We start from the raw sequence: 13,649 nt of genomic DNA on the forward strand, positions 1-13,649 counted from the left end.
ACTTTACTTATAATCAATTAATACATCTTCCTGTGCTGTTACCAATCCAGTATGATAACCTTCAATCTTATAACCATTCAAATCAACAACTACAAGCATCGTAATATCATTAAGGTTATGGTCTTTGAAATACGCTTTATCATAACTGACCAGTGGCTGACCAACTGTTATCTGATCCTGTATCTTTACATGATGCTTAAATGCATCTGTCGACTCCATCGTATCCAGACCAATATGAATCAACATTTCTAATCCATCCTCATTCACAATACCAATCGCATGCTTTGTATTATCATTCAATAAAGTAATACGTCCATTGCATGGACTTACGATTGTCCCCTCAGATGGATAAATGGCAATTCCTTCACCCATCATCTTTTTAGAAAACACTTCATCAGGAACTTGTTCGATGGAAATAGCTTCTCCATCTGCAAATGCATGGATTGCACGTTTCTTTTTTTGAGAACAACATTATTTCAACTCAGGCCAGTATCCTTTGTTTGCTTCAATCATATCATCAAGAATTGATTTCGCAACACTAGCACTTGGTACTACTTTTGATAATGTCATTGCCTGCCATAACTTGTAGTAACTTCCTTCGATCCATGCCTCTACTGTTAGTTTTTCTACTGCAACTTGTTGTTCCATCAAACCTTTTTGGAAACGAGGAATTTCACCTTGAACGATTCTTTCATAACCATTGCTTCCAACAATACAAGGAATCTCTACCATTGCAGTTGAGTCAAAGTTCACAATCGCACCATCGTTAGGAACGATTAATAACATCTTTTCTTTTGTATTCTTCGCAATTGCACACGCCAAGTCTACGATATAAGATGCATGTGCATCTGCTTCAAACGGTGCACCTTCTGCCGTTCCTTTTTCAATAATTTCATTACACACCTTAAAGATATTCTTTTCACGGTGTTCCATTACTTCATTCGCTCTTGTATACTCTGGATTAGAATGTTCCACTACATAATCAGGGAAGAAGTAATATTTCAAATAGGTATTTGGAATTGTTGTTGGGTCTACTGCAAATACATCTTTTGCTTTTCTGAATGTATCTACCCAACTTGCTTCCACATGTTGATTTGTTTCACTAATTGCACCAGCAAATCCATTTTCAGCTACATGTTTCTTAATTTCTGGCATTAAGTCATTACCTTCTTTATCATAAATCTTATGCCACCATCCAAAGTGGTTTAACCCATAATATTGAACATCCATTTCTTTTCTTGATTTCAGTCCAACCATGTTTGCCATTTTCTCTTCAATATCAACTGGCATATCACAGATATTTAAAATCTTAGAATCTGGACGTAAGCGTTGTGTTGCTTCCGCTACGATTGCTGCTGGATTTGAATAATTCAACATCCATGCATTTGGTGAATACTCTTCCATATAATCAATTAGTTCAATAATTCCACCAATCGAACGCATTCCATACGCAATTCCACCAGGACCACATGTTTCCTGTCCAACTACTCCATACTTCAAAGGAATCTTTTCATCCTTTTCTCTCATCTCATATTTTCCAACACGAATATGTGCCATCACAAAGTCGATATCAGTAAACGCTTCTTTTGGATCAGTTGTATATGAGAACTCCACTTCTGGTGCATTCTCTTTAAAATAAATCTCACAAGCTTTTGCGATTACTTCCTGACGTTTTTCATCATTGTCATAAAACTTAATCTTACGAATTGGAAAACGATGTGATTGTTCTAATAACATTAATGCGATTCCTGGAGTGAAGGTACTTCCTCCACCTGCTACTACGATTGAATATTTTTTCATGTCTCTTTTCCTCCTTGATTTACATGATTTGTAAATTTGCAAATAAACATAAACCTGATAATGCAATTACTGCGAAACTACCAACGCCATATTTCATACCAGTTAGGAATGGTAAGTTTCCTAATGTATCTTTTAATGACACTTGATGAATACGAACTGTTTTAAATACTAAGAATACTAAGATTCCAGCAAAGAACAGATTTTCAAGCAGCAATTGTGCCATAATCAGTAACAATAAATTTATATATACATATCCATATTCATTACTATTCAAATGTTTCTTTATAATACGAATCTGATAAGCAATCATCGGATTGATCATTGCAATTAGAAAGGTAATGGCAATAGATGGGTTTTCACTCATCAAAGTCTGTAACGTATATGCACTATCACTCAATTGTAATGTGAGATATGCATAACAGATAACTGGTGTCGCTAAGAAGAATCCTTGCGCTACTGTATACCATTTATTTAGTCGTTGTAGTTTCTTTTCCATGTTTATGTTCCTCTCTTACAGCAAACTTTCAAAATCATCTCTTACATGTGCTACCTGTAATCCAATAATTACCTGCATTGCTTTTCCATTTGCAGATAATCCATGTGCTCCTATCGATTTAAAATATGGATCATCTTGTACTAAACTTTCATCTTTAACATTTACTCTTAAACGTGTCGCACAATTGGTCACATCTAAGATATTATCTTTACCACCTAATCCATCTAAGATAAGTACTGCGAAATCAGGTACTTCGCCTTCAATTCCTTTATTCTCATTTCTTTCTCTAAATTCTTTCTTTGAATAGAATTTCACTTCATCACTGTCAACTTCTCGTCCTGGTGTTTTAAAATCAAACTTTAGAATAAGTGTTCTAAACACAATGAAGTAAATTCCAGTAAAGGCAATACCGATTGCAAACTGAATCAGATAAGTACTCCAGTGACTTCCAAATAATGGAATCCAGTTTAATGCTGCTGATTCAATTGCACCTCCTGAGAAGATTCCTACAACTCCTGCCATATAAGATATGGTAGCTAATGTTGCAGCCAATACACAGTGCACAACATATAATGCAGGTGCAATAAATAAGAATGTAAACTCAATTGGTTCGGTTACCCCACAGACAATAGCTGTTAGCGTAATTGGAATTAACAGACCTGCAACTTGTTTCTTCTTTTCACTCTTTGCCGTTGCATAGAATGCTAAGGCAATACCTGGACAACCAAACATCTTTGATAAACCAGTTAGGGTAAATCCTGCTTCAGGAACTAATGATTTTAATGACTGTGTTGTGTTAGCTAATGTAGGTAACATATTTGCCCAGTGTGAATATAATCCACCAGCAACAACTGCTGAATCATAATAGAATGGTGAGTATAATAAGTGATGTAATCCAAATGGAATTAATAATCTTTCTAACAGAATGAATACCCATACTCCAAATGCTCCTGTTGTTACTATGAATCCTTGGAATGCTGATAAACCATTTTGAACTTGTGGCCAAAGAACTGCGGATAATATAGCAACTGGAATCATAACGAAGAATCCAATAATCACGACAAAACTTGATCCACTAAATGTTCCTAACCATTCAGGTAACTTTGTATCAAAGTAACGATTATGAATCATGATTACAATACCTGAGATTAGTAGTGCTCCAATCATTCCCATATCTAAGGTTTTGATATTGGCAACCATTGTTAATCCACTTGTTCCACCAACTTCTTGCGCGAAGTCTACCCCAAAGTTTGCTCCCCATTGAGATAGTATTGTACTTAAGAAGTAATGGAAAGTTAAGAATAAAACAATTGCTTCCATACAACATCTTGCATTTTGTTTCTTAGCTAATCCAATTGGTAGCCCTACTACAAACAGTAATGGTAATTGGTTGAATACGGTCCATCCACCTTGTAGGATGACATTCCAACATTGATACCAGAAACTATCTGTTGAAGCAAGGTTTCCCATGATTGCTTCAGTTGTGAATAATGTACCAACTCCGATACATATTCCTGCAAATGCGAATAATAGAACTGGAGGAAACATCGCTCCACCAAATCTTTGAATTTTTTGCATCATATCTAAGTACCCCCTTTTGTGTCTTATGCGATATCTTGCAATCACATCTTAACACCCTCAAAATTCTAGACAATACTTTGACCTGTTTTAGGAATGAATACGATGTTCTTATTATTTTTCATTTATGCTGTGAAATTTCACAAACGAAAAAAACGACCCATTTCTAGGCCGTTTCACTAACTATACACGAAATAAATCTTCATAAACCTTTTTCGCAAATCCATCGGTCATACCACAAATATAATCGATCGCGATTTTAATTTTATAATATACTTTTTCTTCTTCACTTAATCCTTTTGTTTCCATCTCATAACGCTGCAAAGCATTCTTAGGAATATATCCCCATAACTTCTTTTCATACTCATTCATTGATGATGGATACTTCAGTGACAATGGCACAAAGGTATCCAACAATGAATTAAGAATGTTGTATCCTATTATTTCTTGTTTGATGATGACATCATCTTCAAATATAAATTTGAAACAAAAATCTTTTAATTTAGAAAATAATATCAGTATATTTTCATCACCACTAAACAAATCAGTAGTAAATGTTCCTTCCATAATTTCATCATAATGATCTACAAAGTTCTGACTTACATATTTAAATGTTTGTTGTTGGGTCTTACGAATAAAGTCCTGCATCTGTTCTTCTTCACTCTTATCACCAGTAAACATTTCATCAATCAAACAATCTTTAAGATACTCTTTTAAATCCGCAATACTAAACATTCCAAATTTATAACCATCTTCTAAATCAGAAAATGTATAAGAAATATCATCTGAAGCTTCTAGCAGATAAACCATAGGATGACGTTTCCCTTGCGTACCTGTAGTTTCTTTTATCGATGCAAATACTTCATTCTCTGAATAGAAGTATCCAACTTTCTTATGCGTTAATACGCGTTTCTTTTTATCCTCATTTTTATCTAATTTATTTGATGCTGCTGTATATTTGATAACTGAGTCCAGTACTGAAGCAGTTAATCTCATTCCAACAGTTGAACTGCCATTATAGTCATGAAGCTTCGTTAATACTCGAATCGTTTGCGCATTCCCTTCAAACTCCAGATAATCATATCGTTGTTGTTCATTTAATGAATTCATTTCATTATAGTTATTCATATTATTTTCAAACCAGATACGAATTGCACTTTCACCAAAGTGTCCAAATGGAGGATTTCCAATATCATGAATCAATGCTGCACACTCTAATAAACGATGATAATCTTTTAATTCATCAACCGACATTGAACGCTTCTGCATTTCACGAATTACTTCATTTAAGATATCACGAGAAATCATTGCAACTTCTAAACTGTGCGTCAACCGTGTTCTCACAAAGTCATTTCTATCCAAAGGAAATACTTGTGTTTTATCTTGTAAGCGACGAAAAGATGAACTCTTAACAATACGACGATAATCACTCTCAAAAGCAAAGACTACATTACCATTTGTATCTTTATCCCAAGTTGGGATTCTGATTGAACTAACTAATTTATTCCACTCCATATTACTTCCTCCAAATCAATACCATTATTATAGCATAATCAATAAGAAAGTAATCTATCTCGACTTTATGATAAAAAAAACTCTACACCCTATATAAGTATATGATAGTAGAGTTTTAGAATATCTAATTTTTACTATAATTCTTTTTTCTTACATAATAACTTATGCACATTATGGATAATCCCATCATGAATACAAAAGTCATCACATTAGTTGAATCCCCTGTTTTTACAGTTTCCTTCTTTTCCGATTTCGCTGTTTTATCATTTTTAGGATTAATTGTTTTATTCGCAGAATCCTTACCATGATTACTATTTTCAGAATCCTGCTTTACATTACTTTGTGTATTTTTATTATCATCTGGTTTATTAGAAGTAGTATTGTCAGTAGTATTATCAGTTGTTGTATTATGATCATCAGGTTTATCATTGTTTAAATATATGATATCACTTGCTGTTGGAAGTACTGCTTCATATCCTGCAGCATGTCCTAATATGTTCAAATCATTTTCAAACTGTTCAAATGATTCAGCACTCGCATAACTTCCTTCTAAATTAGCATTCCAAGATTTTTCTGCCATAACACTCATTGGCTCATAAATACCATTCGCTACACTTTCTCTTGTTTCTTTGTCTGGATCATTACTCCACACTGAGAATGAAACACCTTTGTATTGATTATAATTTTCATCTTCAATCGTAAAGTATTGTAATTGTCGTTTTGGTGAAAATACACTTAAGTTCCATTCATTGAAAATAGCTGATGCGTTTGGATATTTATAATTATGTTGGTTTAAAACATAATAGAAGTAATTATCATTGAAATTAATAACATCATGTTGTTTATCTAAGATTGTATCTAGTGATGCCATCTTATCACTCCATCTTGTCCAATAATCAACTTGAACACTAGACTTTAAATCAAGTGTCTGTCCAGTATCACTTCGATAAACTCCATCACTCCATACTCTTGTTACAAATCCTTTTTCTTCTAATGATGATGCAATATCATTTAGATATGCAATATATACATCAATTGGTTTCTTAATTTCATTTGCTGGATCAGCATTCAGAGATGCATTATAAATATCTGGATAATTTGATTTTGTTATACTTCCAAAATCAATAAATTCATCTCCACCAATTTGAAAGTATTTACTATCCTTAAATAATTCTGCATATTCACCATAGATTTCTTTTATAAACGTAACAGCTTCTGGATTTGTAATATCAAGTGCTGCTTCTTCATATAAGCTGTTTGTCTTTTTCAATCGATATTCTGGATGTACATCTAAAATATGTGTCAAATGACCTGGTGCATCAAATGAAGGTATTACATCAATTCCATATAAGTTGGCAGTTGCAATAATTTCTTTTACTTCATCTTGAGTTAAATAACCTTTATTGTCACTATTTTGTTCATCGCTAGAACCTACCACATTATTTGTATCTGTAGATACTATTTCAGGATGAGTTTTAGATTCTATACGGAATCCTTCATTTTCTGAAAAATGCAACTGTAACGTATTTAACTTCATTGCAGACATTTCTTTAATTTCATTAATAATCCAATCTTTTGGATAATATTTTCTAGCAATATCTAAATGAAGAGATCGCTCTTCCATATCAGGATAATCAGTAATTGTACCATAAGGCATTTCACCTTTAATTTCCATATAGTTCATAATTGTGCGAAGTCCATACAATACTCCATCACCACTATTTGCTGTTAACTTAATCGTCTTACCTACATTAATTGTATATGCTTCATCACTAGCGAATCCACTTACTTCTCCTAATGTTATTACAATGTCACTATCTTTGATTTGATCTTCTTCACCACAAACAATTGACATCACTTTAGAAGATGGCACTTCTTTCGCCGCAAACTCAGAATCCATCAACTTCACAACATCATTAAAATGTTCGTCATTTTTATTATTATCATTTTTCAGAATGAATAATCTGGATGTGTTATCTACTTTCCAAGTATCATTTTGGGAAGTCACTTCATATTGTTGTACATTTGGATAAGTTTCATTTTCTATTAACGCAGTATTTTCTTCTGCATTAATTGAACTAGAAACTCCATGAAAAGCTAAGCCTGTAACAAAACAAGCTGTTAAAATTTTTAGAAATTTCATTTTTACCTCTTTTCTAATCTTTTTATAAATAGTCATTCCTTAATTTTACTTTTAACTATTTTGCTTTTCTCCCTACTACTACCTCCTCAAGAGTCGTCTTGATACTATTTATTCTGTCAGTAAAAATAAATTATATCATATTTATAAAATATAACAATATGTTTTTTTATTCTTGGTTTTAAAAAGAAATGAAGTCAAACTTTAGATGTCTGACTTCATTTCTTAGGTCCTTTTTTTCTCTGCAATGGATCTTTATACTCATCCACATAAATGTATGCATTTTCATGTAATGCATGTGACTTTATTTCTTTGAATATCTCTTTGAATTTCTTTTTTCGAAATTGAAATCCATCAATCATGATTGCATACATAGCTACATTACCATTGCTTACAAGGTTCTTTCTTACTGATGTAGACATCTCATCTTGATCTTGCAACACGACTGTAGATAAAATACCAATCTGTAAACTTGTGTTGTTGGATATAAGTTCAATACGACTGACATCTTTCCAGTGCAAAGTAAATCCATTTGTCTCTTTGGTATAATCACTAATTCCTTTATTATCAATTATGAATAAAGGATCACGTTCTCTCATCTTCTTTATCTTAGAGAAAATATTTGCACAAAGCAAAATTGTCACAACACCAATAAAGATACTTACTGCAATATGTGGTTGCCTGTCAATTACAATCCATAATAAGCCTGCTATAAATACTAGATTGGCTATTACTTCAACTATTTGCTTTATTTTATCTGTATATACGCTGTATTCTGCTTTCATGCACATACCTCTCTAATCTTCTAAATATTGTTTTACTTCAAATAAACTTTTAAACTCTTTAGTTGGAGTCTCTTCTTCCAATACAATTGGATTACGAATTTTAATCTTACCTTCATATATAGGTAAATCATAAATGTCATCACGAATCAGAAATACATTAATTCCTGCATTCTTTGATGCCTTTACACCTACAACTGAATCTTCCAACACAACTGCATCCTCTGAGGATACATTTAGTTCTTCACATGCTTTTAAGAATACCTCGGGAGCTGGTTTTCCTTGGGTTACCATATCTCCTGATATAATTGCATCAAACAAGCCTTCTAGTAATTCCAATTTTAAATAACGTTCAATCACTGCTTTATCCGAAGATGATGCAACAGCTATCAGAATATTATTTTCTTTTAAGTATTGAATCAATTCTACTAGACCAGGTTTCTTTCCCACCGTAGTCGCATGTGTCGTTACATAATTTCTCTCTTTGACGATTGCCTCTCTCCAGGCAATAACGTCATTCTCTTCTCCATACATCTCTTTCATACCTTCAATAATTGAGGCATTGGTTCTTCCTGTAAGAGCATAATACACATCATGAATCATTTCGAAATCATACTTCTTCGCATTCTTCAAATATGCATTATATGCAATTCTTCCAGTATCAAACATCAGCCCATCCATATCAAAGATCACTAACTTTAATTGCTTATGGTTTATGCTACTCTGCATATTACTTCTTTTCCTTGCACAACATTCTCAACATCTTCCACACACTTCTCCCCCATACCTTCTAAACATTCATCCGTATAAGCTGATGTATGTGGTGTAATTAAGACATTATCGTATTTGAAATAAGGGTGCGTGTTGTCTGCCGGTTCATGAACCATTACATCAGTTGCAAATCCTTTTACGATTCCATCATCCAAAGCTTTACACATCGCTCCCTCATCGATGAGAGCACCACGTGCTGTGTTGGTAATATAGACTCCTTTTTTCATTTTATTGAATTGTGGTGTAGACAATATTTTGTTTGATGTCTCATTCAAAGAAGCATGTAAACAGAAGATATCCGATTTGCTTATTAATGTTTCCAAATCTGTTTCCTTCATATTATGTTTCTTCATCCACTCTTTATCTACATCTGGATCATATACAAGAACTTCACATTGAAATCCATATTTCATAATTTCTGCTGTTCTAGTTCCAATATTTCCACATCCAATTAATCCAACTACTTTTCCTGATATATTGTTTCCTAAAAACTGAGCACGATCGGTCCAGCGATTCTCATCTGCTGCTTTCTTTGCACCTGGTAACTTACGCATAACTGCCATTAAGTTTGTAACTGCATTTTCCGCTACTGCATCTCGTTCAACTAATGGTGATACAATTGATACAATAGTACCTGCTGCTTTCGCTGCATCTGTATCCACATTGTTGTAACCAATTCCATGTCTTGATATTAGAATTACATCTTGTTTATGTTCGAAAAATTCCTGATCAAAGAATGGTGTAACACTGGAAATAATAATATTAAAGTCTTTTAGTTTATCTGCTAATGCTTTTCCATGAGCATCGCCAGCAACCTTTAAAAAGGTTACTGGTCCGATTGCTTCTAAACGTTTTAAATGTGATGAGTAATGTTTACCAAAACTACTGGAGTTAATAACTGCTATCCTATATTTTTGTGTACTCATTTCTTCCTCCAATTTATAGTTTCTTTATTGCATCTGCTAAGGATACTTTTGGTGTATCTGGAACAATTTGGAAATATACTTCAATTCCTTTATCTTCCACTTCTTTCAACAAGTCTGCATCATCTTTTGTAAGACCAACTGTTGAAATCACAAATGTTGAATTTGGTTTCTTTGCAATTCCACCAATATTTAATACTTCTATTGGTAATCCTGCATCAATCACTGCCTTTGCATTTTTGATGGTTTTAAATAATAGAATTGCTTTATCATTTCCAAACTGTGTTTTATTATATTCTTCAATTACTTCTGCTACACTATATACTTTGATGGCAAGGTTTGCAGATGAGTTGGTAGAAATATAGATTTCTTTCATAAAGTCATCAGCTGCTGTATCATCATCAATTACATATAATGCATTTGTTCCCATTCCTTTTGACCATTTTGTCATAACTTGTCCATGAATCAAACGATCATCTACTCTTAATAAATTAATTTTACCCATACGTTACTCCTCTCTTATGATTTCTTTTTCATAAAATCAATATCTAGAATATGTACTCCATCAATTGCTGTTTGTTTTACACTACTTAATAGTGATTCAATATCTTCTTCTAATTTATAAAATTGAAGCATTTCAATAAGCATTGGAAGACTTAGTCCAGTAAAGATGTGTTTCACTCCTCTAGATAACAGGTAAAGACCTACATTAGAAGGACTCCCTCCTAATAGATCACATAAGACAATTGTTTCCATTCCTTTTTCAGTATTTGCTTCTACCACTTTCACTGCTTCACCTCTTAAATCATCTACTGATTCACCTGGTTTTAATGCTAAAGCAGTTACGTCTTCTTGTGGTCCCATGATCATTTCAGCACTCTTTACGATTTCTATACCAAAATTTCCATGGGTAATTACTAATAACGCTCTGTTTATCATACATACTCCTTATATCTATAGTATACCAACTAATGCTAATACCACTAGTACAACTGTTAAATAAATCATTCCTCTGGTAATCTTTAATCCTTTTTTATCAAAATATAAGTATAATGCCAGTACGGTCGCTAATGGTAACAATCCTGGTAGAATCTTATCTAAGATTTCTTGGATAATAAATTCTTTCTGGTTAATTGTAAATGCCAATGAACTTGATACCTTAACATATTGACCTGCCATGATACCCATCATAAACAAACCAAGTACTCCCAGTGCATTGATGATTGACTTCATCTTTTCACCAGTCATAATTTCTTTTGCTGCGCTTCTACCTAAATTATATCCCATCTTCGTAAAGAAGAATCCATATATAAAGGTAACAGTTGAGAAGAATAAGAATGGTGCTACTGCCCCCAATCCACTTCCTGATTGTGCCCATGGCAAGAAGATTGCGATAAAGATGTATTGTACTGTTCCTGAGTCAATTGCATCTCCAATCCCTGCAAGAGGTCCCATCAGACCAACTTTGGTATTATTGATCATTGTTACATCTACTGCTTCTTCTACTCTGCCTTCATGTAATGCTTTTGCTCTTTCTTCTTCCAGAGATGAAGCAATACCAGTTAAAGTACCTCCACCCCAGACAGCTTGTGTATTAAAGAACATTAAGTGTCTTTGATATGCCTCTGCACGCATAACATCATCTTTATATAACTTCTTAAGAATTGGCATCATTCCAAACAAGAATGAAGGAGCCAACATACGGTCGTAAGTATGAGGGACTTCATTTGCCCACCACCAACGGAACCATGACTTCATTAAATCTTTATTCGTAATTTTATCTGGAGCATTTTCTGGTTTGGTCATTACTGATACATCAGCAGTAATCATTCCATCTTCGTCCATGTATTTTTTAAAATCTGTACTCATTTTGATTTCTCCTCCCTATTCCTATGAGCCTTCCTGTTTATTGGTAAACAGTAGGTAAAGTGCTGCAAAGATAATACCAAACGCTGCATAAGTAACCGTGTTGATTTCTAGTGGAGCGAATGACACACTCATAAAGTAAGCCAAGAAGAAGAATACAAGTAAACTCTTCTTACCAATAACATGCATAATAACCGCAATTCCAAGTGCTGCTAATCCTCCACCAACAACTTGTAATACGTGAATTAATGGTCCACCTTCTAAACTCTTAACTGCATCTGCAATTTGTGGTGCTCCATAATATAATGCGATAAATGTTAATGGAATAAATAATGCAAATGAAATAATTACTGGAATCCCCATGATCGCAAAGTTCAATCCGCGATCATCAGCTTTTGCTGCTGCGTTATCCATCCATTTTGTAAAGAATGTATTCAAGAAAAATCTAAACTGATATAAATAACTTCCTAATAATCCAACTGGTACCGCAATTGCTACTGCTGCTTCTGGAGTTAAATCTCCCAGCAATGCAACCGGTACGGCAATCGCTGCTGCAATTGCAGGTTCTGCAGGAAGCGTTCCTCCTGGTGCAACTACTCCCATATAAATTAACTGAATAGCAGCTGTTACGATCATTGCATTCTCAACATCTCCCATAACAACCCCTACTACAAACCCAGTCATAAGTGGGCTAAAGCGAAGCGTCAATGTTGCATATCCCAATGCTCTTGACTCTACCATCGCTACCCAAACGGCAATAATAAGTGCCTGTGTCACTGTAAGTGTACTCATTTGTTCTCTCCTTTTAATAAATAATTATTCTGATTCTACAAAACTGTGTCCGCCAAATCCATTTCTTAATGCGGCAACTACTTTTGCTGAGAAACTGTCATCCTCTTGTGAGCGATTTCTCATCATTAATGATAAAGCAATAACTGGTACTGCAACTTCCATATTAAGCGCTGTTTCCACTGTCCACTTTGCTTCACCAGATGCAGCAACAATTCCACGATAGTTTGCTAGTTTGGGACTTTGTTCAAATTGTGATTGTGCTAACTCCATTAACCAACCACGAATGACTGATCCATGATTCCAAATACTTGCAACATCTGGAAGATTAAAATCAAAGTCACTTTCTTCAACTAACTGAAATCCTTCTCCAATTGCTTGCATCATTCCATATTCAATCCCGTTATGAACCATTTTCAAGAAATGACCACTTCCATTTTCTCCTGCGTGCAGATAACCCTTTTCAATTGATATATCTTTGAAAACTGGTTCAAGAAACGCATAAGCTTCTTTATCTCCACCAATCATCAGACATGCACCATTACGTGCCCCTGAAGTCCCCCCAGATGTTCCCACATCTAAATACTTGATATCCTTTTCTTTTGCTTTTTGTGCTCTGCGTATAGAATCATTGAAATTTGAATTTCCTGCTTCTATTAGAATATCTCCAGCCTCTAACTTGTCGAGTAAGATATTTACTGTTTCTTCTGTAGGCTCCCCACTAGGAACCATTACCCATAACACTTTTCTCCCATCTAATTTGTTTATTAATGCATCCATTGAATCAACTGTATTAATTTTTTCTTCATCTGCTTTTGCTCGAGCTTCTTTCGATAAATCAAAACCAATTACATCATGATTATGGTCTTTTAAATTTAGTCCAAGATTTAAACCCATCTTGCCTAAACCCACCAATCCGATTTGCATTAAAACACCTCCGTTCTTGTTTACAATCACATTCTATCAACAAAATATTTTTTTGTAAATGT

The 13,649-nt window shown here is 34.0% G+C and carries 14 protein-coding genes; all 14 read right to left on the reverse strand.

Annotated features, from left to right (window positions below; genetic code table 11):
* Positions 1-3: 3 nt before the first annotated feature.
* A complete protein-coding gene (locus J2S15_RS03005) occupies positions 4-444 on the reverse strand; it encodes a PTS sugar transporter subunit IIA (RefSeq protein ID WP_307406399.1) in 441 nt (146 codons plus the stop codon).
* Between the two features lie 27 nt (positions 445-471).
* Positions 472-1,800, reverse strand: coding sequence for a 6-phospho-alpha-glucosidase (locus J2S15_RS03010; protein ID WP_307405350.1), 1,329 nt, complete (start codon positions 1,798-1,800; stop codon positions 472-474).
* A gap of 19 nt (positions 1,801-1,819) precedes the next feature.
* Positions 1,820-2,296 (reverse strand): hypothetical protein, encoded by a 477-nt coding sequence (locus J2S15_RS03015; RefSeq protein ID WP_307405352.1) that lies wholly within the window; start codon positions 2,294-2,296, stop codon positions 1,820-1,822.
* Between the two features lie 15 nt (positions 2,297-2,311).
* Complete coding sequence (locus tag J2S15_RS03020) at positions 2,312-3,877, reverse strand: alpha-glucoside-specific PTS transporter subunit IIBC (protein WP_307405354.1); 1,566 nt, start codon at positions 3,875-3,877, stop codon at positions 2,312-2,314.
* Positions 3,878-4,057: 180 nt separating this feature from the next.
* Positions 4,058-5,389, reverse strand: a complete 1,332-nt coding sequence (dgt, locus tag J2S15_RS03025; RefSeq protein WP_307405356.1) for a dGTP triphosphohydrolase — start codon at positions 5,387-5,389, stop codon at positions 4,058-4,060.
* 124 nt (positions 5,390-5,513) lie between these two features.
* A complete protein-coding gene (locus tag J2S15_RS03030) occupies positions 5,514-7,532 on the reverse strand; it encodes a beta-N-acetylhexosaminidase (RefSeq protein WP_307405357.1) in 2,019 nt (672 codons plus the stop codon).
* A gap of 215 nt (positions 7,533-7,747) precedes the next feature.
* Positions 7,748-8,314 carry an STM3941 family protein gene (locus J2S15_RS03035; protein ID WP_307405358.1) on the reverse strand — a complete coding sequence of 189 codons (567 nt, stop codon included), beginning with the start codon at positions 8,312-8,314 and terminating at the stop codon, positions 7,748-7,750.
* 12 nt (positions 8,315-8,326) lie between these two features.
* Positions 8,327-9,040, reverse strand: a complete 714-nt coding sequence (locus tag J2S15_RS03040) for an HAD family hydrolase (RefSeq protein ID WP_307405359.1) — start codon at positions 9,038-9,040, stop codon at positions 8,327-8,329.
* Positions 9,025-10,008, reverse strand: a complete 984-nt coding sequence (locus J2S15_RS03045) for a D-isomer specific 2-hydroxyacid dehydrogenase family protein (protein WP_307405361.1) — start codon at positions 10,006-10,008, stop codon at positions 9,025-9,027. Before J2S15_RS03045 ends, J2S15_RS03040 begins: the two co-directional genes overlap by 16 nt.
* Before the next feature lie 13 nt (positions 10,009-10,021).
* Positions 10,022-10,510 (reverse strand): PTS sugar transporter subunit IIB, encoded by a 489-nt coding sequence (locus J2S15_RS03050; protein ID WP_307405363.1) that lies wholly within the window; start codon positions 10,508-10,510, stop codon positions 10,022-10,024.
* A gap of 14 nt (positions 10,511-10,524) precedes the next feature.
* On the reverse strand, positions 10,525-10,944 hold the full coding sequence (locus J2S15_RS03055) for a PTS sugar transporter subunit IIA (RefSeq protein WP_307405365.1): 420 nt from the start codon (positions 10,942-10,944) through the stop codon (positions 10,525-10,527).
* 15 nt (positions 10,945-10,959) lie between these two features.
* Positions 10,960-11,874: a PTS system mannose/fructose/sorbose family transporter subunit IID gene (locus J2S15_RS03060; RefSeq protein WP_307405366.1), complete on the reverse strand. Its 915-nt coding sequence runs from the start codon at positions 11,872-11,874 to the stop codon at positions 10,960-10,962.
* 21 nt (positions 11,875-11,895) lie between these two features.
* Positions 11,896-12,663 carry a PTS mannose/fructose/sorbose/N-acetylgalactosamine transporter subunit IIC gene (locus J2S15_RS03065; RefSeq protein ID WP_307405367.1) on the reverse strand — a complete coding sequence of 256 codons (768 nt, stop codon included), beginning with the start codon at positions 12,661-12,663 and terminating at the stop codon, positions 11,896-11,898.
* A gap of 24 nt (positions 12,664-12,687) precedes the next feature.
* A complete protein-coding gene (gene gnd / locus J2S15_RS03070) occupies positions 12,688-13,587 on the reverse strand; it encodes a phosphogluconate dehydrogenase (NAD(+)-dependent, decarboxylating) (RefSeq protein ID WP_307405369.1) in 900 nt (299 codons plus the stop codon).
* Positions 13,588-13,649 lie beyond the last annotated feature (62 nt).

The organism is Breznakia pachnodae (assembly GCF_030814225.1).
In the GTDB taxonomy this organism is placed as follows: domain Bacteria; phylum Bacillota_I; class Bacilli_A; order Erysipelotrichales; family Erysipelotrichaceae; genus Breznakia; species Breznakia pachnodae.